The sequence below is a fragment of the Streptomyces sp. NPDC059994 genome, from assembly GCF_042737755.1.
Lineage (GTDB): Bacteria > Actinomycetota > Actinomycetes > Streptomycetales > Streptomycetaceae > Streptomyces.
On record NZ_JBHWUR010000011.1, the window covers coordinates 41763 to 67048 of the forward strand.

18 protein-coding genes and 1 tRNA gene are annotated in these 25286 nt (G+C 72.3%); 2 read left to right on the forward strand and 17 right to left on the reverse strand.

From position 1 onward, the window contains the following. Nucleotides 1–149: 149 nt before the first annotated feature. From ACFWA7_RS08990 to ACFWA7_RS09025, 8 genes are all read right to left on the reverse strand, one after another. Nucleotides 150–839 (reverse strand): hypothetical protein, encoded by a 690-nt coding sequence (locus ACFWA7_RS08990; RefSeq protein ID WP_385821886.1) that lies wholly within the window; start codon nt 837–839, stop codon nt 150–152. Next, entirely contained in the window at nt 836–1303 is a 468-nt protein-coding gene (locus ACFWA7_RS08995) for an acyl-CoA thioesterase (protein ID WP_385821888.1), read from the reverse strand. Before ACFWA7_RS08995 ends, ACFWA7_RS08990 begins: the two co-directional genes overlap by 4 nt. A 5-nt stretch (nt 1304–1308) precedes the next feature. Further along, the gene (ettA, locus tag ACFWA7_RS09000) at nt 1309–2973 is read right to left on the reverse strand and encodes an energy-dependent translational throttle protein EttA (protein ID WP_385540716.1); all 1665 of its coding nucleotides are present in this window, start codon (nt 2971–2973) and stop codon (nt 1309–1311) included. A 731-nt stretch (nt 2974–3704) separates the two neighbouring features. Beyond that, nucleotides 3705–4145 carry a GNAT family N-acetyltransferase gene (locus tag ACFWA7_RS09005; protein ID WP_385821890.1) on the reverse strand — a complete coding sequence of 147 codons (441 nt, stop codon included), beginning with the start codon at nt 4143–4145 and terminating at the stop codon, nt 3705–3707. A gap of 140 nt (nt 4146–4285) precedes the next feature. Continuing rightward, on the reverse strand, nt 4286–5701 hold the full coding sequence (locus ACFWA7_RS09010; RefSeq protein ID WP_385540712.1) for an LAETG motif-containing sortase-dependent surface protein: 1416 nt from the start codon (nt 5699–5701) through the stop codon (nt 4286–4288). Between the two features lie 238 nt (nt 5702–5939). After that, entirely contained in the window at nt 5940–6551 is a 612-nt protein-coding gene (locus tag ACFWA7_RS09015) for a single-stranded DNA-binding protein (RefSeq protein ID WP_385821892.1), read from the reverse strand. A 318-nt stretch (nt 6552–6869) separates the two neighbouring features. After that, nucleotides 6870–8984 carry a GTPase gene (locus ACFWA7_RS09020; protein WP_385821894.1) on the reverse strand — a complete coding sequence of 705 codons (2115 nt, stop codon included), beginning with the start codon at nt 8982–8984 and terminating at the stop codon, nt 6870–6872. 476 nt (nt 8985–9460) lie between these two features. Further along, nucleotides 9461–11059: a dynamin family protein gene (locus tag ACFWA7_RS09025; RefSeq protein WP_385540728.1), complete on the reverse strand. Its 1599-nt coding sequence runs from the start codon at nt 11057–11059 to the stop codon at nt 9461–9463. Nucleotides 11060–11401: 342 nt separating this feature from the next. Between ACFWA7_RS09025 and ACFWA7_RS09030 the strand changes: the two genes are divergently transcribed. Next, nucleotides 11402–11474 (forward strand) — tRNA-Arg (locus ACFWA7_RS09030). 321 nt (nt 11475–11795) lie between these two features. Here ACFWA7_RS09030 and ACFWA7_RS09035 read toward each other — a convergent pair. From ACFWA7_RS09035 to iolC, 9 genes are all read right to left on the reverse strand, one after another. Next, nucleotides 11796–12683 (reverse strand): ABC transporter permease, encoded by an 888-nt coding sequence (locus ACFWA7_RS09035; RefSeq protein ID WP_385540706.1) that lies wholly within the window; start codon nt 12681–12683, stop codon nt 11796–11798. After that, complete coding sequence (locus tag ACFWA7_RS09040) at nt 12680–15301, reverse strand: alpha/beta fold hydrolase (RefSeq protein WP_385821896.1); 2622 nt, start codon at nt 15299–15301, stop codon at nt 12680–12682. Before ACFWA7_RS09040 ends, ACFWA7_RS09035 begins: the two co-directional genes overlap by 4 nt. 112 nt (nt 15302–15413) lie before the next feature. Continuing rightward, complete coding sequence (locus ACFWA7_RS09045) at nt 15414–16208, reverse strand: maleylpyruvate isomerase family mycothiol-dependent enzyme (RefSeq protein WP_385821898.1); 795 nt, start codon at nt 16206–16208, stop codon at nt 15414–15416. Nucleotides 16209–16291: 83 nt separating this feature from the next. Continuing rightward, entirely contained in the window at nt 16292–17689 is a 1398-nt protein-coding gene (locus ACFWA7_RS09050; protein ID WP_385540700.1) for an APC family permease, read from the reverse strand. 446 nt (nt 17690–18135) lie between these two features. Further along, nucleotides 18136–19653, reverse strand: a complete 1518-nt coding sequence (gene mmsA / locus ACFWA7_RS09055) for a CoA-acylating methylmalonate-semialdehyde dehydrogenase (protein ID WP_385821900.1) — start codon at nt 19651–19653, stop codon at nt 18136–18138. Nucleotides 19654–19667: 14 nt separating this feature from the next. Further along, entirely contained in the window at nt 19668–21548 is a 1881-nt protein-coding gene (iolD, locus tag ACFWA7_RS09060) for a 3D-(3,5/4)-trihydroxycyclohexane-1,2-dione acylhydrolase (decyclizing) (protein ID WP_385540696.1), read from the reverse strand. Further along, complete coding sequence (gene iolB / locus ACFWA7_RS09065; protein WP_385821903.1) at nt 21545–22366, reverse strand: 5-deoxy-glucuronate isomerase; 822 nt, start codon at nt 22364–22366, stop codon at nt 21545–21547. The genes iolD and iolB overlap by 4 nt, the downstream gene beginning before the upstream one ends. Before the next feature lie 9 nt (nt 22367–22375). Then, nucleotides 22376–23269, reverse strand: coding sequence for a deoxyribose-phosphate aldolase (locus ACFWA7_RS09070; RefSeq protein ID WP_385540726.1), 894 nt, complete (start codon nt 23267–23269; stop codon nt 22376–22378). Between the two features lie 2 nt (nt 23270–23271). Continuing rightward, on the reverse strand, nt 23272–24243 hold the full coding sequence (gene iolC / locus ACFWA7_RS09075; protein WP_385540692.1) for a 5-dehydro-2-deoxygluconokinase: 972 nt from the start codon (nt 24241–24243) through the stop codon (nt 23272–23274). Between the two features lie 138 nt (nt 24244–24381). On the opposite strand from iolC, the gene ACFWA7_RS09080 reads away from it, so the two are divergent. Next, nucleotides 24382–25284: a sugar phosphate isomerase/epimerase family protein gene (locus ACFWA7_RS09080; RefSeq protein ID WP_385821905.1), complete on the forward strand. Its 903-nt coding sequence runs from the start codon at nt 24382–24384 to the stop codon at nt 25282–25284. The last annotated feature ends 2 nt before the right edge of the window (nt 25285–25286 follow it).

Genomic DNA, 25286 nt, shown 5'->3' on the forward strand with positions numbered 1-25286 from the left:
GGCGCCGGGCGGGGGGGGGCCGCCCCCCCCCCCGGGGGGGGGCGGCCCCCCCCCCCCCCCCCCGGGGGGGGGGGGGCCCCCCCCCCCGCGAAACCACCTCAACCCCCCACCCACCCCCGGAGGGTTTAGGGAAGGGGCGGGGTGGGGCCTCAGACCGGAGACAGCGGCAGCGCCCCCACCCCCACCCTCCGAACCGCAACCGACCCATACGCCGTACGCAGCCGCAACCACGGCCCCGCCCCCAGCAAAGCCAACTCCCCGCCAGAACCGGCACCCGGTCCCGGTCCCGGTCCCGGGCCACCCCGCAGGAACCCCAGGGACTGCGCCGCATGCACCACCCGCAGCGGCACCTCCGTCGCCCCCAGCGTCCGCGACCAGATCTCACGCCCGATCCGGTCCCGCTCCGCCCGCGTACGCGACTCTTCCGGCAACGCCTCGTCCCGCGCCCGGAACTCCGCCACCGCGGCCCCGACCACATCGCGTATCTCAGAGGCCGAGGGCAGCCCGGGCAGCCGGCTCCAGCCGCCGCGCGGCGGCAGCACACCCGCCCACGGCGGACCGGTCACGGAGGGAGGAACCACCACCGCGGACGCGGGCTCGTCGAGCGCCTCAAGGAGCTCACCCGCCGAGACGGTGACGTCGAGCTCCACCACCGCGTCCAGCCGCACCGTACGAATCGCCAGCACCTCGAACGCCGGCGGGCGCCCGAACACCGCCAGCGCACCGCCCCCGGCCTGCAGCCGGACGGCCGCCGACCGGTCGTAGTGGATCAGCCGGGCCAGGAAGGCGGCGAGATCCGCCACCTCCCCGGCATCGGCGAGGCCCAGCTTCACGGTCATGCCGCGGCCCGCTCCACGCGGTCACCACGGCCGGCCCGGCCACCGCGACCTGCGTCGGTCTCCTCCACGTACTCCTGGAGGAACGCCTTCTCCTCCGCGGAGATCCGCCGAGGCCGCCCCGCCGCGAGGTCGAACGGCACCACGACCGTCGACGCCCGCACATACACCTGCTCGGGGTCCTTGATCTCGTACGCGATCGTCAGCGACGCCGCACCGATCTTGGTGACCCACGACTCGACGGTCACCGGCTCGTGGCGGTGCACCAGCGGCCGTACGTAGTCGATCTCGTGCCGGGCCACCACGGACCCGCCCGAGAACGACGGCGAGCCGTCCCCCGGCGCCAGCCGGAACATGAAGTCGATGCGCGCCTCCTCCAGATAGCGGAGGAAGACCACGTTGTTGACGTGCCCGAAGGCGTCCATGTCCGACCAGCGGAGCGGGCAGCTGTAGATGTGGCGAGCCAAGAAGATCAGCCCCGGGTGAGCTTCTTGTAGGTGGCGCGGTGCGGACGCGCCGCGTCGGCGCCGAGCCGCTCGACCTTGTTCTTCTCGTACGACTCGAAGTTGCCCTCGAACCAGTACCACTTCGAGTCGCCCTCGTACGCCAGGATGTGCGTGGCGACCCGGTCCAGGAACCAGCGGTCGTGGGAGATCACGACGGCCGCGCCCGGGAACTCAAGGAGCGCGTTCTCCAGCGAGGACAGGGTCTCCACGTCCAGGTCGTTGGTGGGCTCGTCGAGGAGCAGCAGGTTGCCGCCCTCCTTGAGCGTCAGCGCCAGGTTGAGGCGGTTGCGCTCACCACCGGAGAGCACACCGGCCGGCTTCTGCTGGTCCGGGCCCTTGAAGCCGAACGCGCTGACGTACGCGCGCGAAGGCATCTCGACCTGGCCGACGTTGATGTAGTCGAGCTCGTCCGACACCACGGCCCAAAGGGTCTTCTTCGGGTCGATGTTGGCGCGGCTCTGGTCGACGTACGAGATCTTGACGGTCTCGCCGACCCGGATGGAGCCCGAGTCGGGGGTCTCCAGGCCCTGGATCATCTTGAACAGCGTGGTCTTGCCCGCGCCGTTCGGACCGATGACGCCCACGATGCCGTTGCGCGGCAGCGTGAACGACAGGTCCTCGATGAGGACCTTGTCGCCGAAGGCCTTGGAGAGGTTCTCGACCTCGACGACGATCGAGCCCAGACGCGGGCCCGGCGGGATCTGGATCTCCTCGAAGTCCAGCTTCCGCATCTTGTCGGCCTCGGCCGCCATCTCCTCGTAACGGGCGAGGCGCGCCTTGGACTTGGTCTGCCGGCCCTTGGCGTTGGAGCGGACCCACTCAAGCTCTTCCTTGAGCCGCTTGGCGCGCTTCTCGTCCTTGCGGCCCTCGACCTTGAGGCGGGAGGCCTTCTTGTCCAGGTACGTGGAGTAGTTGCCCTCGTACGGGATCGCGCGGCCGCGGTCGAGCTCAAGGATCCACTCGGCGACGTTGTTCAGGAAGTACCGGTCGTGGGTGACGGCGACCACGGCGCCCGCGTACTTCGAGAGGTGCTGCTCCAGCCAGTTCACCGACTCGGCGTCGAGGTGGTTGGTGGGCTCGTCGAGGAGGAGCAGGTCGGGCGCCTCGATCAGCAGCTTGCAGAGCGCGACACGGCGCTTCTCGCCACCGGAGAGGTTGGTCACGGACCAGTCGCCGGGCGGGCAGCCCAGCGCGTCCATGGCCTGCTCCAGCTGGGCGTCGAGGTCCCAGGCGTTGGCGTGGTCGAGGTCCTCCTGGAGCTTGCCCATCTCCTCAAGGAGCGCGTCCGAGTAGTCCGTCGCCATGAGCTCGGCGACCTCGTTGAAGCGCTTGAGCTTGCCCATGATCTCGGCGGCGCCGTCCTGCACGTTCTCCAGGACCGTCTTGGACTCGTCGAGCTGCGGCTCCTGCATGAGGATGCCGACGCTGTAACCCGGCGACAGGAAGGCGTCACCGTTGGAGGGCTGCTCAAGGCCCGCCATGATCTTGAGAACGGTGGACTTACCGGCACCGTTCGGGCCGACCACACCGATCTTCGCGCCGGGCAGGAAGCTCAGCGTGACGTCGTCAAGGATCACCTTGTCGCCGTGCGCCTTGCGCGTCTTGCGCATGGTGTAGATGTACTCAGCCAAGAGAAACCGTCCGGCAGTGTGAATCGGGCTGTGGGCAGATACACCCCATCTTGCCAGTCGTCCACCCCTGCGAGCGAATGAGTAGGTCAGGGGCTGCTGACCTGGGGCGTGATCACCGGCCCGTTCCCCCGGGCGGTCGTCGTTGGTCGACGTCGGTCGACGCCGGCGGCCCTGGGACGGCCCACAGACGGCCCGGGACGCCGGGACGCCGGGACGCCGGGACGCCGGGATCGGAACGCCCTGCTCAGCCGCCGGAAGCGCTGAGTCTGTTGGGCGTGGGAGACGGGCCGGGGTAGTCAGGGTCGTCCTCGGCCGTGGGGAGCGGCCGGTGCCCCTCTGAGTGGTCATTGACCCATCCGCACACCCCGCACGCATACCGGCCGTCCAGGCCCGCGATGAGCGTCCCGCACTTGCGGCATTCAGCCTCAGTGATCTCGGGGGCCGTCGTCACTTTCGGTTCTGGCAGCGGGGGCAGCTCCGGAGGCCATGTCGTCATGCCCCGGAGCGTACCCACCAGCCGGGGGCGGGGTAACCGACGACCACCCGCACAACTGCGAGCAGACCCAACCTGCGCCCTGCTGCACCGCAGGGGCACCGCACCGACCGCACTGCATGCCTGCCTCCCCTTGTCGGCAATGCCCGTGCGGGCAGTCTTCCGCTCCCGGGCGTTCCGTGCGAGCCCTTGGGCCGCGCCGCCGAGGCATCGCACAAGGGTGGCCGGATCGGCTTCATCAAGCGCGAGAGATCAACTCAGGGGCGGCGGTTTGATCCACAAAGCCGTGGGCCGTCGGCGCGGCCGGACGCTGCGCCAGCCATCCCGAGACGCGTGGACCACCGTTGACCGCGCCGCCCTCCCGGACTGTCCGAACATGCTCGAATCCCTGGCGAAGGCAGTAGCGCTGTAGCCCCTCGTTCATGGTCCAAGCGTCGAGCCGCAGCCACTTCGCGGACGCACGGTACGCCCGGTCCCCGGCCCAATCGATCAGCCGCCCGCCCACGTTCTGCCCGGCGTGTGAGCGGGCCACGGTGAGCTTGTTGATGAACATCGACGGCTCGCTCAGCTCGTCATCCGTCCAGAGACCAGCCTCGGCTTCAGGGGTCAGCGTGATGGTGGCGGCGGTGACATCCCCGTCGCGGACCATGAACACTGTCCCGGTTTCGATGGTGGCCATCCTGCCGTACCGGCCACCCCCTGGCGGAAACGGGTGCTGCTAGGGGACGCCAGTGGCCCCGGTGCGCCTGCGCTCACCGGGGCCACTGTCACAGGGTGGTCACTCCGAGTCCACGGTGCCGTGGCTCAGAGCCGCTGGGGTCAGTGCCCGGCGGTCCCGGCCTTCTTGCGGCGGAGGAAGAACACCGCGCCGCCGCCTATGACGACCAGGGCGACAGCGACGCCCGCGATCATCGGCGTGGAGCTGGAGGAGCCGGTCTCGGCCAGGTCACCACCGGTGGTGGAGCCGGACGAGGTGCCGCCCGCCGAGGCGGGGCTGGGCTGCGACGACGGCGTGCTGGTGCCGGTGCCGGCGGTCTTGCAGTCCAGGACGCCCTTGAACTCCTGCTTGAAGCCGTTAGGCCCGGTGATCACGAAGTCGTAGGCCTGGTCCTCGGCGACCGGCACGGTGACGGTCTTCGACTTGCCGGCGCCGATCGTGTACGACAAGCCGGCCAGCTTGAAGGTGAACGCCTCGTCGCCCTTGTTGGTCGCCGTGACGTCCACGCCGCCCTTGGCGCAGTTCTTCGCGGCCGTCAGGGCCGGAATGGCGCCCTGCTTGGCCCAGGTCGCCTTGGCCGCGGCGGTCACCGTGGAGTCGCTGGACCCGGCGAGGATCTGCGTCTGGCTCTTGGACTCACTGGCGAACGCGCGGCCGACCGGCACCTGGGTGGTGGCCTGGACGGTCAGCGAGCCGGAGCCCGGCTGGGCGCCCGCGGGCACGTCGAAGAAGAGCTGCGAGCCGTTCTTGGCGGTCGTGGCCGCCTTGCCGGCCTTGTCGACGACCTTGACGCCGGCGGCCTTGAGCTCCTCGGACGGGGTCACCGAGACCTTGTCGGCGTTGGTGCGGACGGTCACCGGGCCGAGCTTGGCGCCCGCCTTGCCGGAGACGGCCGGGTTGTCGAGGGTCAGCGACGCCTTGGGCTCGCCCACGTTCTGCGCGGACTTGGTCAGCCAGTCCGCCAGGTCCTTGGCCTGCGCGTCCACCGCGTCGACCTGGGCGTGGTCCGAGTAGCGCCAGATCGCGACCTGGGTCGCGGCGGCGGCCGTGCCATTGGTCAGCTGGCCCTTGAGGCCGGCCGACTTGGCGAGCGCCGTCAGATCGTTCACCTGCGGGTACGAGTGCTCAAGGATCCAGCGGATCTTGCCCGCGTCCGGGTTGCCGCTCAGCGAGGTGCCGCTCCAGGGGGTCTCCTGGTACTTCGCGGCGGGCTGGGTCGGGTTGTGGATGTCGATGCAGTACGTACGCAGGGTGCCGCCGCCGTCGACGACCATCTGGAACAGACCGGCCGAGACCGGCCGGTCGCCGCCCTGCTGGTGGATGACGGCCTTGCCCGAGGCGTCCGGGTCCAGGCCCTTGATGGTGGCGACCGCGCCGCCCTGGTGCTGCTGGCCGGGCGTGTCGGCGACCGCCGTGCCCGCGCCGGCTATGGCGCCGCCGGCGACCAGACCCGAGACGGCGACAGCGGCAGCGAGGCGTGCGGCGCCGCGCTTGCGTACAGACTTGGGTACAGACAACCCGTGAACGACTGAAAACACAGAATTCCCCTTCGGGCGAGGAGCTTTCACGTACATGCGTGGGGGAAGTGCCTCGCCTGCTGACTCAAGTGCCCCGTGAGTAACGGGAATCCTATGGAGGTCGCGCCTCCCGATCCCCTGTCATGCGATCAGATAACCATTCCGAATCGCAATCGTTATCGCTGATGCCCGTCCCCGCCTGGGGATATCGACAAATCTCCAGCACGGAACGGGACTTTCAGGACGCTGCGGCAGCCACGGCGGGCGGGTTCGCGGGAGCTGTTCCACGCCTCTCACCTGGGCTTTCTCCGGTACCTCCGGCAGTGGCCCCAGCTGCCCCGTCACCCGCCGCCACCACACCCGCACCGCCCGTACCGGTCCACGCCGGAGTGGGCGTCGGAGCCGGGGGCGGGGCCGATGTACGCGCTCGCGAGGTCGGTGAACCGGCCTCCCCCGCCGGGTCCTTGAGCGGATCCGTCAGGGACGGGTCCGCCTTCACCACGCGCCGGAACGCCGAGGTCCCCCGGGTCAGGTCGTGGCCCACCGCGATCGCCTCGACGTCCGCCGAGAACCTGCGCTGTCCGTCCTGGTCCTCGTCACGCACCCGCAACCTGCCGTGCACCACCAGCGGTTCGCCCACGGCGACCGAGCTCGCCAGGTTCAGCCCCAAAATCCGCCAGGCCCAGACCGTGTAGAAACTTGAGTGCCCGTCCACCCAGGCGTTCTTCTGCCGGTCGAACCGGCGTGGAGTCACCGCCAGCCGGAACCGGGCCACCCCGCCCGTCGCCGTCTCCCGGTACTCCACGCTCGTCGCGGCGTTTCCCACCAGCGTCACCAGCGTGTCGTTCATCCCCACCACTCCCCCGTCATTCCTGCCGTGCGCGCCCGTCGCGCGCACGGCGTCCCCGTCGCAGCTCCGTCCGGCCCAGGCGGCCGATCGAACCCTTGCGCTGTCGATCTCCATGCTGGACCGGACGGAGGACCTTGTGCCGGGGGCTGTGGACCACCCAGCCATTGTGGAAAACCTCGTCACCCGTACGGGGGTTGGCCGAGGGCTGGCCGGGGAGGGTGCGTCGGTTGGCCGGGGGCGGGGTGCGGAGTGCGGGGGTGCGTCGCAGAGCCCCGGCCCCCCTTCACGTCCCCCCTCACGCCCCTCGCATCACCCTTCTCACGACACCCTCGCCCGCACCCCCGTCCCGCCGCGCACCGCCACGTACTGCTCGCGCACCTCGCGGTAGCGCAGCAGCTCCGCCGCGACCGGGTCCAGGACCTTGGCCCGGCCGCACCCGGCCGCCGCCTCCCGCAACCGCCGCTCGGCCTCCTGCCCGTAGCGTCGGCCGGGCCCGCGCGCCGCGACCGCGCAGGCCCACTCGACCAGCGGGCCCCCGACGATCCCCGCCAGCATCACCAGCGCGGGCACCAGCAGGCCGGGTTCGAGTACGCCCACGATCTGGCCGACGAGCCAGAGGCCGCCCACGACCTGCACCAGCGTCATGGCCGCCTGCACCAGCACCGCCGCAGGCCACCAGGCGGGCCTGGGCGAGGTGCCCCGTTCGAGCTCCGCCCGTACCGCCAGCTCGTCCAGGGCCTGCGGCAGCCCCTCGGCGCCGCGCACCGCCGCCTCCCGCACCGCCTGCGCCCAGGGGGCGGGCAGTCCGGTGGCCGCCTCTTCCGCGACCAGCCGTACGGCCTGCTCGACACGCTGGCGGGCCGTCACCTCCTCCTCCGGAGGAGGAGTGGGCAGCGCCGACTCGCGGCCCGGGATGCGGATCCGCTCGTACCAGCGCCAGAGCCGCAGCCACGGGGTGCCGCAGGCACGGCCGGCGTTGCGGCGCCACTCGCGTTCGGCCGCCTCCCCCGCGGCGGCCGCGCCCACGGCCGCCGCGAGCCGGTCGGTGAACGCCTCCCGGGCCCGCTCGTCGAGCCCCGTACGGCCGACCGCGACGTACACCGGACATAGTCCGGCGGCAGCCGCGTCCAGGTCGGCCGCCACCCGGCGTTCCGGGGCGCCGCGCTCCTGCACGAACCGGCTGAGCAGGTCGCGCAGTTCGCCGACCCCCTGGCCGGTGAGGGCGGAGAGGGACAGCACGGTGGCGCCGGGTTCGCCGTGCTCGCCGAGTGCCATGCCGTCCTCGTCGAGGAGGCGCCGCAGATCGTCGAGCACCTGGTCGGCGGCGTCGCCCGGCAGCCGGTCCACCTGGTTGAGCACGACGAACGTGACCTCGGCGTGCCCGGCCAGCGGCCGCAGATACCGCTCGTGGAGCACGGCGTCGGCGTACTTCTCGGGGTCCACGACCCAGACCACCGCGTCGACGAGAGCCAGTACGCGGTCGGCCTGGCGGCGGTGTTCGACGACCGCCGAGTCGAGGTCGGGCAGGTCGACGAGGACCAGCCCCTGCAGCGCCTCGGCGTTCGGGTCGGAGGGCAGCGGTCTGCGTCGCAGCCGCCCCGGCAGCCCGAGCCGGTCCAGGAGACCCGCCGCGCCGTCGGTCCAGCTGCACGCGATCGGCGCGCTGGTGGTGGGGCGGCGCAGCCCGGTCTCCGAAATGTGCGTACCGGCGAGGGCGTTGAACAGCGTCGACTTGCCGCTGCCGGTGGCTCCGGCGATGGCGACGACGGTGTGCCGCGCGGACAGCCGCTGCCGCGCGGCGGCCTCGTCGAGTACGCGGCCCGCCTCTGCGAGCGTCTTGCCGTCGAGCCGCGTCCGCGACAGCCCGACGAGCTCGCGCAGGGCCTCCAGCCGCCCGCGCAGCTCGCCCCCGTAAGGGCCGCCGATGGGTACGTACGCCTCCACCGGCTCGGGTTCCTCGACGGGAACCTCCTCCTCGGCCGACTCGTTGACCCGTCGAGCGATCAACCCGTCGTCCCAGGCGGGCGCGGACTGCGTGGAGCCGGCGGCGGGACCGGCGTCGGCGGCCGCGCGCGCGTCGGAGGCACGGCGCGAGGGGGGCCGGATCGGTCGGGCCGGGACGGCCGTCCGGGTGAATGCTGGTGCTGCGCGACTTGGTGCTGGTGGTGCCAGTGGGGTTGTGGGGGGCGATTCGGGACGCGGGGGTGTTTCCGTGCGGGTGGCGGGCGTGTTGCGGGTGGGTCGGGTGCTTTCGGGTGCGCCGGTGGACGGGTTCTTGGCCGAATCGGCCGCCGACCGATCTACTTCTGCCGTCGCGGCTCCGGGCGTGTCGGCTTGGGGTGAGCCTTTTCCGGATGCGCCAGTCCCGGATGCGCCGATTCCGGATGTGCCGGTTCCAGAGGCGTCGGCCTCGGGCGTGTCGGCTTCAGGCATGTCGACTTCAGGCATGTCGACTTCGGCCGCGTCGGCGGTTTTGGGCAAGTCGGCTTTGGGCGTGTCGGCCTCTCCCGGGAGGGGTTCCGTCCGTACGGATGGCGTACGCGCGGCTCCCTCCTCACCCGATTCCGTCCGCCGGGAAGGGGGCCGTTCGGCCCATGGGCGGTCGAAGCCGAGCCACCCCGACGTCGGCGCGACCGCTTCCAGTCGGCCGATCGAGGGCCGCCCGGTGGCCCGTACCTCCACCGTCAGCGGTGCGGCTGCCACCCGCGCGGGCTGGTCCTCACCGGCTACGGAGCCACCGTCCGCCGACCGCTCCGGCTCTCCCTCCTCCGGAGGGGGAGGAAGCTCGGCCCCGGCCTCCGGCCGCCCGGACTGCGACTGTCCGGACTCAGACTGCCCGGACTCCGACTCGGGCCGTTCGGAGTCGGGCTGGTCGGCCCCCGGCCGATCCGTCAGAGCGGTCACCCCGCTCACCTCTCCTTCTGCAGTAGGGACAGCGCGGCGATCAGCCCGGCCTGGGGCTCGGGGCTCACCCGCAGCGCGTCCAGCGGGGCGAGCCGGCGGTCGCGTTCGGCGTTCAGGACGCGGTCGATGTACGTCGTGACCAGCGCACCGCCCTGGTCGCGCAGGCGCAGCGCGCGCTGGGCGCCGATGCGTTCGGCGAGCCGTTCCCCGGCCCGGCGGGCGCGGCGCCCGCCGAGGAGCGCGGCCGCCAGCAGGGCCGCCACGGCCTCGGCGGAGGGCGCTACGGCCCGGTCCATCTCCCGTACCTCCTCCTCGGCCAGCTCCTCAAGGACCCGGCGCCAGCGCCGTACGGCGACCTCGATGCGCTCACCGGTCTCCCGGTCCCTTACGCCGTCGGCCAGCTCGGCCGCCGCGGGCTCGCGGCCCCACGCCTCGCGGACCCGTTCGTCGGCGGCGTCCGCGGCGCACCCGAGGAGCTCGGCGAGGCTCTCGCAGAGCGCGTCGAGGAGCTCGCCGGAGGTCGCGTCCCGGGGGTACGCACGCCAGCGGGTGAGCGCGTCCCCGGCGAGTACGCCCCCTGCCTGCAGCCTGCGCCGCACACGTGCCCCTTCCCGCTCGTACGCCTCCTCGACCGCGCTCGTCATCCGTACGGCGGCGGCGTACTGCGCGGCGACGGCGGAGGCGAGCTCGGGCATACGGGCGTTGAGCGAGTCGATGACGCCGACGGCGGTACGGACGACGGCCTGCTGCCGGGCGGCCGGGTCCTGTGCCCGGTGGGTAAGCCACTGGCCCAGTGGGGCGACCGCGGTGGAAGGCAGCAAGCCGCTTCCGCCACCGGCCGATTCGGGCAGCTCGGGGATGGTGAAGCGGGGCACATCACCGAGCCCGGCCTTGGTCAGGAGCGCCGCGTACTGCCGGGACACCTCGCCGATGACCTGGTGCGGCACCCGGTCGAGGACGGTGATCAGCATGGCGTCGTACTCCTTGGCCGTGCGCAGCAGATGCCACGGCACGGCGTCCGCGTACCGCGAGGCGGTCGTCACCATCACCCAGATGTCGGCGGCGCAGATCAGCTGGGCGGCGAGCAGACGGTTGCTGACGACGAGTGAGTCGATGTCGGGCGCGTCGAGCAGGGCGAGCCCGACGGGCAGGTTCCGCGAGGTCTCGACCCGCAGGGAATTCTCCGCGTCATTGCCCCCGACACCCTCCTCCACCTCCGCTTCTTCGTTCTGCTGGGGCAGCCAGACGCGGGCGAGCTGGGGCAGTACGCGGATCTCGGTGAACCAGTGGTGGTCGTCGGGGTGGCAGACGAGTACGGGGGTGCGGGTCGTCGGCCGCAGCACGCCGGCCTCGCTGACCCGCCGCCCCACAAGGGAGTTGACGAGCGTGGACTTCCCGGCGCCGGTGGACCCGCCGACCACGGCGAGCAGCGGCGCTTCGGGATCTTTGAGCCGGGGCAACAAATAATCGTCGAGCTGCGCGAGCAGCTCGACCCGGGTCTGCCGTGCCCGCGCCGCCCCCGGCAGGGGGAGGGGAAGACGCATGGCGGCGACCCTGTCGCGCAGGGCGGAGAGTGCGTCAATCAGCTGAGGCCGTACGTCCAAGGTCACCACATGCGAAGAATGCCCAATTTTGGCGCCTTTTTGAAGCGTATGGAGGCCCTCGCGCGCCGATCGGACACATGGGATAGACGGGATGAGTGGGACGCAGGCATAACGAGTGCACAACACCCGGCGCCACGAGCGTCAAAAGCGCTGCGTGTTCCGCGCTCGCCTGCGATTATCGGTTCGCTTCACCGAACCTCCACATCGTGCCACGCAGGTGAAGCAACCGGGACGAGGCGAGAGGAGCCCTATCCTTGTCCCCGGCAAGGTCACGACCCGGAGCCCGCTCCGGATCACACCCTTGCCCGCCCGGGGGCTCCAGGCCACCGCGGCCGCCATCCGGCCCCCGTAGCTCAGTGGATAGAGCAGGCGCCTTCTAAGCGCTTGGCCGCAGGTTCGAGTCCTGCCGGGGGCGCTCCAGCCCGTGCGGTACCAGGCCCTCCCTCTGGGAGGGCCTTTTTGCTGGTCCGCCGGACCATAGCGCGGTGGGCGTACGGAGCGCGTAAGCGCAGGGGCCGGGCGACGAGGGCAACCGATGAAGATTCCTCCCGGCGCTTCGGGGCGGTTCGCCGTCGTTTCGGCCGCCGGCGTCGCCGGGGGTGGGGGCGGCCGCGTGCGGCTGTATCCGGCCGCCTGTCGAGCCGTCTGTTGAGCCGTCTGTTGAGCCGCCTTCTGCCGCACGCCGCCCCCAGCCCCAGGAGCCCAGGAACTCCCGCAGGAGCGCCGTCAGTGGCTCCTACGACACGATGTCCTTCTTCTCGAAGCCCCGGAACGCCAGCGCCATCAGTACCAGCGCGTACCCCACCGACACCCCCGCCCCCTGGGCCATGCCGCTCCACTCCAGGTGCGGCTGGAGCGCGTCCGCCCAGGCGAACTGCCAGTGCGCGGGCAGTGCGTTACGCCAGTCGCCCAGGGCCGTGATCGCGTCCAGGACGTTGCCCACGATCGTCAGGCCCACCGCACCGCCGACCGCGCCCAGCGGCGCGTCCGTCTTGGTGGACAGCCAGAACGCCAGCCCGGCGGTGACCAGTTGGGAGACGAAGACGAACGCCACGGCGATGGCCAGGCGCGGTACCGCCTCCCCGGCCCCGAGCGAGCCTCCGGTCGGGATCTCCAGCGGGCCCCAGCCGTACGCCGCCGTACCCACCGCGAGCGCCACCAGCGGCAGCAGGACGATCGCCGCCGCGCTCAGGCCGAGCGCCACCGCCAGCTTGCTCCACAGCAAGCGCGCCCGGGGCACGGGCGCGGCCAGCAGATAGCGCAGGGACGACCAGCCGGCCTCCGAGGCGACCGTGTCGCCGCAGAACAGGGCAACGGGCACCACCAGCAGGAAGCCCGCCGAGACGAACAGGGCGGTCGCCGCGAAGTTCGCCCCGGAGGCCGTCGCCGTGTCGATCAGGGTGATCCGGCCGTCCCGTCCGGACGGCGTGCCGCCGATCGCGAAGGCCGTGACCAGGATGAACGGGAGCGCGGCGAGGATGCCTGCCATCACCAGGGTGCGGCGGCGCCGCAGCTGGCGCGCCGCCTCCACCCGCAGGGGCAGGGTGCGGCGCGGGCGGTAGCCGGGGGCGGTCGCCCGCAGGTCCGGCGCGGCCTCGGCCCCGGTGTGCGCCGTCGCACTCATGCCGATCCTCCGATCAGGGTCAGGAACGCGTCCTCCAGGCGGCGGTGCGGGCCCACGCCCGTCAACGGCACGTCGAGGCGGACCAGTTCGGTGATCAGCTCCGTGGCGGTGGCGCCCTCCAGGCGCACCAGCATGCCCTCGTCGGTGCGCGTCGCCGCGCCGATGCCGGGCAGCGCGGTCACCTTGTCGGCGAGCACCTCGGTGACCGGGCCGTCGACGGTGACCAGGAGCGTGTCGCCCCCGCCGGTGATCTCGGCGACCGGGCCGGCCTGGATGAGCCGGCCCCGGTCCATGACCACCAGATGCGTACAGGACTGCTCCACCTCGGACAGGAGGTGGCTGGAGACGATGACCGTGCGGCCGCCCTGGGCGTAACGGATCATCACGTCCCGCATCTCGCGGATCTGCGGCGGGTCGAGGCCGTTGGTCGGCTCGTCGAGGATCAGCAGGTCCGGCAGGCCGAGCATGGCCTGGGCGATGGCGAGGCGCTGGCGCATGCCCTGCGAGTACGTCCGCACCGCGCGCGAGAGCGCGTCGCCCAGGCCCGCGATCTCCAGGGCCTCGGCCATATGGGAGTCCTCGGCGGGGCGGCCGGTGGCCTGCCAGTACAGCTCCAGGTTGGCGCGGCCCGACAGATGCGGCAGGAAGCCCGCGCCCTCGACGAAGGCGCCGACCCGGGGCAGGACCGGTGCGCCCGGCCGGATGGCGTGGCCGAAGACGCGGACCTCGCCGCTGTCGGGGCGGATGAGGCCCATCAGCATGCGCAGGGTGGTGGTCTTGCCGGCACCGTTCGGCCCGAGCAGGCCCAGGACCTGGCCCTTCTCCACGCGGAAGGAGAGGTCGCGGACCGCGTACCGGTCGGTCGACTTGGCGTACTTCTTGGTCAGACCGGTGATCTGGAGCGGGACTTCGGCCAGCTCCGAATCGGGGGCGGGCGCCGTGGCGCGGCGGGTGGCCAGCAGGCCGAGCGCGATCACCGCGCCCGCGAGCGGCATGCCCCAGGCCCACCACGGCACCCCGGCGGGCTCGGTCTTCACACCGGGCGCGGTCGGCACGGTCAGCGAGCCGTCCACGAGCGAGACCTTGTACGTGCCGGGCGCCACCGGGGAGGCGTAGCCGAGGTCGGTCGCGGCGACCACCAGGCGCAGCCGGTGGCCCGCTTCCACGTTGTGGTCGACGGCGGGCAGGGTGACCTCGACCTCCTTGCCCTCCTTGGCGCCCTCCACCCGGACGGGCGCGACCAGTTGGGCCGGGAGCACCTGCTGCTTGCCGTCGGGGCTCACGTCGTACACCTTGCCGAAGAGCACCGCGTCGTCGCCGCCGGAGGTGACCTTCAGCCGGACCGTGGGCGAGCCGGTGATGCGCAGGCCGGGCCTCAGCGGCTCGGAGTCGAAGCGCGCGTACTGCCCGGGGAAGTCGATGGAGAGGCCGCCCACGCCGAGCGAGGACAGGCCCGCGAGGCCGCCGCCGACGCCGGGCACGGCCGAGATGGCGGGCGGGGCGGCGCCCGCCGGGTTCTCGAAGGTCTGCTCGCGGCCGGTGAGCAACACCTTGCGCGTGCCCTCCGTCAGGCCCGGGTAGCGGCCGCTGGTGGCGCCGCGCAGCTGGGCCGCGCCGTCGGTGGAGCTGATGCCGCCGGTCCTGGTGACCCGGAAGGCGGGGCCGGTGGAGGCGTCCTCGTCGCCCTTCAGATAGTGGTCGAACCAGGAGGCGATACGGGAGTTGACCCGGCCCGGCTCCCGGTCGCCGCCGTCGTGGCCGCCGGTGATCCAGTCGACCGCGACCGGGGCGCCGTTGGCGCGGATCCGCCGCGCCATGGCGTCGGCCTGGCCGAGCGGGAAAAGGGAGTCGCTCTGGCCCTGGACGATCAGGGCGGGCACCTTGATGCGGTCGCCCACGGCGGACGGGGAGCGGGCCGCGAGCAGGTCGCGCGCCTGCGCGTCCGGCTTGCCGCTGACCGCGACCCTCTCGTACATGTCGCAGAGCTGCTTCTCGAAGGTCTTGCAGCCGCCGCCGGTGGAGAAGAAGATCCCGGCCCAGAGCTTCTTGAACACCCCGTCGGGGAACAGCGCGTCCGCCAGGTTCCAGTAGGTGATCTGCGGCGCGATCGCGTCGATCCGCTTGTCGTACCCGGCGGCCAGGAGCGAGATCGCGCCCCCGTACGACGCGCCGGTGACGCCCACGCGCGGGTCGCCCGTCGCGTCGAGCTTCACCTCGGGGCGCCTGGCCAGCCAGTCGACGAGCCGCGAGACGTCCTTCACCTCGTACGCCGGGTCGTTGAGGCCGATCTCGCCCGTGGAGTCGCCGAAGCCGCGCGCGGACCAGGTCAGCACCGCGAAGCCGTCGCGCGCGAGGTCCTGCGCCTGGGCCCGGACGTCGCTCTTGCTGCCGCCGAAGCCGTGGCCGAGGAGGACGGCGGGGCGCTTCTTCTTCGCGTCGCCCGCCGTGAAGTACGACGTGTCGATCTTCGCCCCGGGCATCTCCATCACCCGGTCCTCCTGGTGCACCGCGGGCGTGCCGCCGGCGCCGGAGGCCGTCCACACGCCGGCACCGGCGAGCACCGCGAGGGCGGCGGCCACCCCGGCCGCCGCCCTCCCACGAGGTCTGCGCAATCTCATGCCTCCACCGTAAGCGCCGGGTCCGACAACGGAGCCTGCCGCCAGGTGGAGGTCGCGGGTGTACTCACGGCGTACGGCACGGCCTCGCCGTACCGCGCCGGGAGTACGCCCGTCAGCCGAACGACGCCCGCTGGAGCCAGAAGTCCAGGAGCTCGGCGCCGCCGAGGACCTCGACCCGGGGGCTGTCGGCGGGCAGCCGCCGGCAGAAGACGCTCAGGACGTCGGTGAGCGGGCCGCGCAGCGCCACCGTGGCCTTCTCGTGGCCGCGCCGCCGGCTCACCCCGTCCTCGCCGAGCTCGATCAGCCACTCGGCGCCGGGCGCGTCCGTCGCGTGCAGATGGATGCTGCGGCCGGGGCCGCGCAGTTCGGCGGCGGCGGGGGCCGGCTTGGCGGCCTGGACGTAGGTGACGAGCTCCAGCCACTCGTCGATCGTGTCCGCGGCCACCTCCGGCGCGAGCCGGTACTCCGCGCCCACGGTGAGGGCCGCGTCCGCGCGGTGGACGACCGTCTCGTGGGTCATCCGACGCGCCCAGAACCCGGCGGTCGCCCCGCCCGCCCAGGTCCACGCCGCCTGGTCGGCCCCGGCCGTGCGCAGGGTGTCCGCGCAGAGTGCGGCACCCTGCGCCAACCAGGCGTCCAGCGCCTCCGGTTCGTCCTTCTCCGGGCCGGTGAAGTCGGGCACGCGCTCCTGGGGGACGACGGCGGTGGCCTTCGTACGGACGATCTCGGCGACCCAGCGGTGGGCGCCGCCGACATGGACGGCGAGCTCGCGCAACGTCCAGTCGGGGCAGGTCGGCACGGTGACGGCGAGCTCCGCACCGGTCAGGTGGGACCTCAACTCGTCGGCCTGCCGCAGGATTTCGGAACAGTGGAAGTCGTGGTCGAGAGGCGTGTGCACGGCTTTCATACCCCAAACCCCAGGCGGGACCCGCCCGTCGCGTCCCGCGGAATCACCGCCGGATCCGGACAGACCCCGCCACGGGCCGCGCCTCAGACCTGCTCGTCCTCGGGGATGCTCACCAGCCACCGCGTCTCGCGGCGCGGGCGCAGGTAGAAGGCCCAGTAGAGGGTGGCGACGGCCGTGATGCCGCCGGTCCACAGCAGGTACTGCGTCTCCTGCTGGGTGAGGATGTACGCGAGGACGGCGATCAGGACCACCGGGACCGCGGGCCACAGCGGCATCCGCCAGGCGGCGGTCTCGCGGTGCGAGCCGCGGCGGCTGAGCAGGGCGGCGACCGCGACCAGCAGGTACATCCCGGTGACCGACACGCCGGTGACGCCGTACAGGGTGTCGAGGTTGACGAAGCAGAGGGCCGCGCCGGGGACGCCGACCAGGAGCGTGGCGACCCACGGGGAGCCGAACCGGCCGAGCCGGGACAGACCGCGGTTGACCGGCTCGGGCCAGGCCTTGTCGCGGGCCGAGGCGAACAGGACGCGGGAGTTCTGGATGACCATCACGATGCCCGCGTTGACGATGGCGAGGGCCACGCAGAGGCTGACGAAGGTGCCGACGGCCGAGTTGGACCAGGCGGTGACCATGCCGCTGATGTCGCCGGAGGTGAGCGCCGAGAGGTCGGAGGCGCCCAGGGTGATGGCGACGACGGGGACGAGGATGACGGCGGTGGAGATGGCGAGGGTGGCGAGCACGGTCCGGGCCACGTTGCGGCGCGGGTGCTCCAGCTCCTCGGAGAGGTAGACGGCGGTCGAGAAGCCCTGGGTGATGAAGAGGGCGATGGCGAGTCCGGAGACGACCATCATCGCGGTGACCGTGGAGTGCGTACCGCCGTCCCCGGCGACCGTGCCGTGGACGAGGGAGGAGGCGCCGCGGTGGCTGTGGGAGAAGCCGAGCACGGCGACGACGGCCGCGGCGACGACTTCGAGTACCAGGAAGATGCCGGTGATCCAGGCGTTGGCCCGCAGGTCGAGCAGTCCGGCGAGGGTGGCGAGCAGCATCACGCCGCCGCCGGCGACGGGGGCCGGGATGTGGACGAGCGGGGCCAGGTAGTCGGCCGTGCCCATGGCGATGACCGGGGGGACGATCATCACCACGAGCAGTGAGAGGACGAAGACCAGCCAGCCCGCGAGCCGTCCGGCGAGCGTGGAGACCATCGCGTACTCGCCGCCCGCGCTGGGGATGAGGGTGCCCAGCTCCGAGTAGCAGAACGCGACGCCGATACAGAGCAGCGAGCCGATGGCGATGGTCAGCGCGGTGTAGGTGCCGAGGCTGGAGAAGAGGTCGGGCACGACCACGAAGAGGGTCGACGCGGGCGTCACGCAGGAGAGCGTGAGCAGGGTCCCGCCCACGACGCCGATGGAACGCTTGAGCTTCTTGGGGGCTTCGCCCGTGGCCGGGGAGAGGACGTGGGGCGGGCTGAGCGTTTCGGTCATCGATGTGCGTCCGATCGGCGGGTGGGGGTGTGAGCGGGGAGCGCTATCGACCTCCGGGTGGTGCTCGCGGGGCCCGTCCGGCCCCGGTGGTGAGTGGTGGGTCGCTCCCGGGCCGCCATTTCAATCTCCACTCGATCCGCAGGTCAATAGCTGTTCACCTACGGAATTCGTCGCCCCGATGCCCTTCCGGCACTGATACGGCGTTAAGAGCGCAATAAAGGCGCGCGATCGAGCGGTACGGGAACCGCAGCCCCACCAGCCGAAAAAGTTTGCCGAATTCCGAATACCGGAACACCTTGGCACCCCGTGCCACGCTTTCCGGTTACCCCCGGTCACCGCTGTGCGTCAGCCGGTGTGCGCGGGCGCTGCCGCCGGGAACGCGTACGGCCGCGAAGCCCCTTCGTGCGGGGCTTCGCGGCCGTACGGCACGCCGGTGGCGTCCTGTGTCAGTGGTTGCGCGGGAAGCCCAGGTCGACGCCGGCGGGGGCGTCGGAGGGGTCCGGCCAGCGGGTGGTGACGACCTTGCCGCGGGTGTAGAAGTGCGTGCCGTCGTTGCCGTAGATGTGGTGGTCGCCGAAGAGCGAGTCCTTCCAGCCGCCGAAGGAGTGGTAGCCCACCGGCACCGGGATCGGCACATTGACGCCGACCATGCCGGCCTCGACCTCCAGCTGGAAGCGGCGGGCCGCGCCGCCGTCGCGGGTGAAGATCGCAGTGCCGTTGCCGAACGGCGAGGCGTTGATGAGCGCCAGGCCCTCGTCGTACGACTCCACGCGCAGCACGCACAGCACCGGGCCGAAGATCTCGTCCTTGTACGCGTCGGCCGACGTCGGCACCTTGTCGAGCAGCGAGAGGCCGATCCAGTGGCCGTTCTCGTAGCCCGCACCCTCATAGGTGTACGCCGAACCGTCCAGGACGACCTCGCAGCCCTGCGCCGCCGCGCCCGTGACGTAGGAGGCGACCTTGTCGCGGTGGGCGGCCGTGATCAGCGGGCCCATCTCGGAGGCCGCGTCGTCACCCGGGCCGATCTTGATCTTCTCGGCGCGCTCGCGGATCTTCGCCACCAGCTCGTCGCCGATGGCGCCCACCGCGACGACCGCCGAGATGGCCATGCAGCGCTCGCCCGCCGAGCCGTACGCGGCCGAGACGGCGGCGTCGGCGGCGGCGTCCAGGTCGGCGTCCGGCAGGACCAGCATGTGGTTCTTGGCGCCGCCGAGGGCCTGGACGCGCTTGCCGTTGGCGGAGGCCGTGGTGTGGATGTACCGGGCGATCGGGGTGGAGCCGACGAAGGAGACGGCGGCAACGTCCGGGTGCTCCAGGAGGCGGTCGACGGCCACCTTGTCGCCGTGCACGACGTTGAAGACGCCGTCGGGCAGCCCGGCCTCGCTGAGCAGCTCCGCGATCTTCATCGCCGCCGAGGGGTCCTTCTCCGACGGCTTGAGGACGAAGGTGTTGCCGCAGGCGATGGCCAGCGGGAACATCCACATCGGCACCATCGCCGGGAAGTTGAACGGCGTGATGCCCGCGACGACACCGAGCGGCTGGCGCAGCGAGGCGACGTCGACGCGGCTGGCGACCTGCGTCGACAGCTCGCCCTTGAGCTGCACGTTGATGCCGCACGCCAGGTCCACGATCTCCAGGCCGCGCGCGACCTCGCCGAGCGCGTCCGAGTGCACCTTGCCGTGCTCGGCGGTGATCAGCTGCGCGATCGCGTCGCGGTTCGCGTCCAGCAGTGCGCGGAACTTGAACAGCACCGTCGTACGTTGAGCCAGCGAAGACTGGCCCCAGGTCGCGTACGCCTCACGGGCCGCGGCGACCGCCGCGTCCACCTCCTCCACGTCGGCGAAGGCGACCTGCGTGGTCACGGCCCCGGTGGCGGGATCGGTGACCGGGCCGTACGTACCGGACGCGCCCGCAGCCCTCTCAACGGGCTTACCACCGATCCAGTGGTTGACGGTCTTCGTCATGACGAATAGCTCCTTCAGAGATGGCGGCGTCGGGCTGCGACTTGCCGGTCGTACTCCTCACGCGCCTCGACCGCCGACGAGCGGGTCGCGGTCTCGGCCACAGGAACATCCCACCACGCCTGTGCCGGGGGCGGGCCCGACACAGTGTCTGCCGTTTCGGTCTCGACGTAGACACATGTAGGACGGTCCGCCGCACGTGCGGCCGCGAGGGCTTCGCGCAGGTCACGAACGGTCTTGGGGCGCAGCACGGCCATCCCCAGGGAGGCCGCGTTGGCTGCCAGGTCCACCGGCAGCGGCTCGCCCGTACAGGTCCCGTCGGGCGCCTTGAAGCGGTACGCGGTGCCGTAGCGCTCGCCGCCCACCGAGGCGGACAGGCCACCGATCGAGGCGTACCCGTGGTTCTGCAGGATCACCACCTTGATCGGGAGGTTCTCCTGCACCGCCGTGACGATCTCGGTGGGATTCATCAGATACGTGCCGTCGCCGACCAGCGCCCACACCGGGCGGCCGGGCGCGGCGAGCGCCACCCCGATCGCCGCCGGGATCTCGTATCCCATGCAGGAGTAGCCGTACTCGACGTGGTACTGGTCGCGCGAGCGGGTCCGCCAGAGCTTGTGCAGATCGCCGGGGAGCGAGCCCGCCGCGTTGATCAGGATGTCGTCCCCGCTGACCAACGTGTCGAGTGCGCCCAGGACTTGGGCCTGGGTGGGGCGGGCGTCCTCGTCTCCGGGCGTGTACGCGGCGGTCACCCGGTCCTCCCAGGCCGCCTTCGCCTCGCCGTAGGCGGTCGTGTACGCGGGTGCGACGCAGTGCTCGCCGAGGGCCTTCGCGAGCGCGTCGAGGCCCGCGCGCGCGTCCGCGACGAGCTGGAGCGCGCCCAGCTTGTGGGCGTCGGCGCCGTTCACGTTGAGCCCGATGAACCGGACGGAAGGGTTCTGGAAGAGGGTCGCGGAGGCGGTGGTGAAGTCGGTCCAGCGGGTGCCGACGCCGAGGACGACATCGGCCTCGCGGGCGAGCGCGTCGGCCGTGGCGGTGCCGGTGTGGCCGATGCCGCCGACGTCGCAGGGGTGGTCGTACGGCAGCGAGCCCTTGCCCGCCTGGGTGGAAGCGACGGGGATGCCGGTCCGCTCGGCGAAGCGGCGCAGGGCGTCCTCGGCGCGGGCGTGGTGCACACCGCCGCCCGCGACGACCAGTGGACGGCGGGCGGCGCGCAGCAGTGCGGCCGCCTCGTCGAGCTCCACCGGGTCCGGCTCCTGGGCGCGCACGTGCCACACCCGCCGCCGGAAGAACTCCTCGGGCCAGTCGTACGCCTCCGCCTGCACGTCCTGCGGCAGCGCCAGCGTGACCGCGCCGGTCCTGGCGGGGTCCGCGAGCACGCTCATCGCGGCGAGCGCGGCCGGGATCAGGGCCTCGGGCCGGGTGATCCGGTCGAAGTAGCGCGAGACCGGACGCAGACAGTCGTTGACCGAGACATCGCCCGCGTACGGGACTTCGAGCTGCTGGAGGACCGGATCGGCCGGGCGGGAGGCGAAGACGTCGCCGGGCAGCAGCAGGACCGGCAGATGGTTGACGGTGGCCAGGGCCGCGCCCGTGACGAGGTTGGTGGCGCCCGGGCCGATCGAGGTGGTCACCGCGTGCGCCGAGAGCCGGCCGGACTGACGGGCGTAGCCGACGGCCGCGTGCACCATGGCCTGTTCGTTGCGGCCCTGGTGGTACGGCATGTCGCTGCCGGGTTCCAGGAACGCCTGGCCGATCCCGGCGACGTTGCCGTGGCCGAAGATGCCCCAGGTGGCGGTGATCAGACGCTGCTCGGCGCCGGAGCGGGCCGTGTACTGGCGGGAGAGGAAGGCGAGCAGCGCCTGCGCGGTGGTGAGGCGCCTGGTCGTACCGCTCATCGGTAGCCCTCCGCATGGTCGGGGTGGAAGCGGATCTGCCACGCGCGTTCCTCGCCCGGGCCCGCCATCACGTTCAGGTAGTACATGGGGTGCCCGGGCGCGGCGATGGAGGGGCCGTGCCAGCCGTCGGGGACGAGGACGGCGTCACCGGCGCGGACCTCGGCGAGCACGTCGGCGCCGCCGGGGCGCGAGGGCGAGACGCGCTGGTAGCCGAAGCCCTGCGGGGCCGCGAACTCGAAGTAGTAGATCTCCTCCAGCTCCGACTCCTGCCCGGGGACGTGCTCGTCGTGCTTGTGGGGCGGGTAGGAGGACCAGTTGCCGCCCGGGGTGATCACCTCGACGGCGATCAGCCGGTCGCACGCGAAGACGTCGGCGGCGGCGAAGTTGCGGACCTCGCGGGCGCTGACGCCCGAACCGCGCCGTTCGACGGGCACCTCCGGCGCGGGGCCGTGACGAGCGGGGAGTCGGCGCTCGCATCTCGCTCCTGCCAGGGCGAACCGGCCTCCCGCGCCGGAGGCGATCTGTGCGTGGGCGTCGCGCGGGAGGTACGCGAAGTCGGTGACTCCGGCGAACACGCTCTCCCTGCCCAGCAGTTCCATGGTCCGGCCTTCTACGTGTACCGTACATCCACCATTGAGGGGCAGCAGGATCCACTCGCTGTCGCCGGTGGCGAAGGCGTGCGTCCCGCCCGGCGCCAGCTCCAGCACGCGCAGCCCCGAGTAGCCCCAGCCGGCCCGCTCGGGGCCGATGTCGAGGGCGTACGCCTCGCGGGAGGTGGTTCCGGCCCGTACGAACAGCTCGTCCTTGTGCTCGTCCATGCCTCCTCCCTACCCCCTCAGCAGCCCGGCGGCGGTGTCGACCGCGCCCGCCACGTCGCCGTCGGCCGGATAGAGCAGGGTGCGCCCGGCCACCAGCCCCTGCACGGTGGGCAGTCGCAGCGCGCCGCGCCACTTCTCGTATGCCGCCTCCTGCTCTCCCACGGTCTTGCCGATGTCCCCGCCGAGCAGCACGGCGGGCAGCGTGGTGGTCGCCATCACCCGGGCCATGTCGTCCGGGTTCTCGGTGACCGGCACCTTCAGCCAGGTGTACGCCGAGGTCCCGGCCAGCCCGGAGGCGATGGCGAGCGAGCGCGTCACCGCGTCCGCGCTGAGATCGTTCCGCAGCCGTCCGTCGCGCCGGTGACAGATGAACGGCTCCACGAAGACGGGGAGTCGACGCTCCGCCATCTCGTCTATGGCGCGGGCCGCCGAGTGCAGCGTGTTGAGCGACCCGGGGTCGTCGTAGTCGACCCGCAGCAGCAGCTTGCCCGCGTCGAAGCCGAGCCGGGCGATGTCCTGGGCGCGGTGGCCGGTGAAGCGGTCGTCGAGCTCGAAGGCGGCCCCGGCGAGCCCGCCCCGGTTCATCGACCCCATGACGACCTTGTCCTCCAGGGCCCCGAGCAGCAGCAGGTCCTCCAGGATGTCCGCGCTGGCGAGCACCCCGTCGACGCCGGGCCGGGACAGCGCGAGGCAGAGCCGTTCGAGCAGTACGGAACGGTCGGCCATGGCGAAGGCGTCGTCGCCGACGCCCAGCGCGCCCCGGGCGGGGTGGTCGGCCGCGATGATCAGGAGCCGCCCGGCGCCCCGCACGAGCGGACGCCGTTCACGCCGGGCGGCGGCTTCGGCGACGGCCTCGGGGTTCCGGGTGCGCACCCGGGCGAGGTCGCCGGGGCTGATGCGGATGTTCACGCCTGTCCCCCCGTCAGTACGCGCTCGACCTCGGCCGGGTACGGCATGGCGGAGGAGCAGGCGAGCCGGGATGCGACGATCGCGCCGGCGGCGTTGGCGTACCGCATCAGCCGCTCGGTGTCCCAGCCCGCCAGCAGCCCGTGGCAGAGCGCCCCGCCGAACGCGTCCCCGGCGCCGAGCCCGTTGACCACCTCCACGGGGACGGGCGGCACCTCGGCGGCGCTCCCGTCCCGGTGGACGGCGAGCACCCCGTCGGGCCCCTGTTTGACGACGGCGAGCTCCACCCCCAGCGCGAGCAGCGCCCGGGCGGCGGCGTGCGGCTCCCGCTCCCCGGTGGCCACTTGGCACTCGTCGAGGTTGCCGACGGCGACGGTCGCGTGGCGCAGGGCCTCGTGGTAGTACGCCCGCGCCTCCGTCTGATCGCCCCAGGCCGTGTCCGTCCAAAACGCCGGCCGCCAGTCGAGGTCGAAGACCGTGGTGCCGCTGCGGGCGCGGGCGGCCAGCGCCGCCAGCGTGGTGGACCGGCTCGGCTCGACGCTCAGCCCGGTGCCCGTGACCCAGAAGATCCGCGCCGCGCGGATCGCGTCCAGGTCGAGGTCCGCCTCGTACAGCTCCAGGTCGGGGGCCTTGGGCTCGCGGTAGAAGTACAGCGGGAAGTCGTCCGGCGGGAAGATCTCGCAGAAGGTGATCGGCGTCGCCAGGCCCGGCACGCTCTTCACCCAGCGCGCGTCGACCCCGAACCCGCCCAGCTCCGCGCGCAGATACTCCCCGAAGGGGTCCTCGCCGGTGCCGGTGATCACGGCCGCGTGGCGCCCGAGCCGGGCCGCCGCGACCGCCACGTTGGAGGGCGAGCCGCCGAGGAACTTGCCGAACGAGGTCACCCGGGAGAGCGGCACGCCGGTCTGGAGCGGGTAGAGGTCCACCCCGATCCGCCCCATGGTGATCACGTCGTACGGAACCGCCTCCATGCACGCCCCCTTCATCGGCGACCCCCAGGGCCCGGCGGATCCAGGTCTAGCGGCCCCGGCCCGGCCCTGTCAATCTTTTGTCCTTACATTCGGACGTAGTCTTGACACCGTTCCGGCGCCCCCGGAAGGCTGGCTCCCATGACGACGGCCAAGACTCGCATCCGGATCGGCTCGGCCCCCGACTCCTGGGGCGTCTGGTTTCCCGACGACCCCCGCCAGGTCCCCTGGTCCCGCTTCCTCGACGAGGTCGCCGGGGCCGGATACGGCTGGATCGAACTCGGACCGTACGGCTATCTCCCCACCGACCCGCAGCGCCTCGCCGACGAGACCGCGCGCCGGAACCTGCGCGTGTCGGCCGGGACCGTCTTCACCGGGCTGCACCACGGCCCGGCGGTGTGGGAGACGACCTGGGAGCACGTCGCGGACGTGGCCGAGCTGACCCGGGCGACCGGCGCCGGGCACCTCGTCGTCATCCCGGCGTTCTGGCGCGACGACAAGACCGGCGAGGTCCTGGAGAGCGCGACGCTCACCGCCGCGCAGTGGCGCGATCTCGCCGGGCAGACCGAACGGCTCGCCCGCGAGGTGCGCGAACGGTACGGGCTGCGGATCGTCGTGCACCCGCACGCCGACACCCATATCGACGGCGAGGAGAACGTCGCCCGCTTCCTCGACGCCACCGACCCCGACCTGGTGAGCCTCTGTCTGGACACCGGGCACTACGCCTACTGCGGCGGCGACAGCGTCAAGCTGATCGAGACGTACGGGGAGCGGATCGGCTACCTCCACCTCAAGCAGGTGGACCCGGACATCCTGGCCCAGGTGCACGCCGAGGAGCTGCCGTTCGGGCCCGCCGTGGCCCGGGGCGTGATGTGCGAACCGCCCGCCGGGGTGCCCGCGCTCGAACCGGTGCTGGCCGCCGCCCAGGCTCTCGACGTCGACCTCTTCGCGATCGTGGAGCAGGACATGTACCCGTGCGATCCGGACCGGCCGCTGCCGATCGCCACGCGCACGCGCGCGTTCCTGCGCTCCTGCGGGGCGTGAGC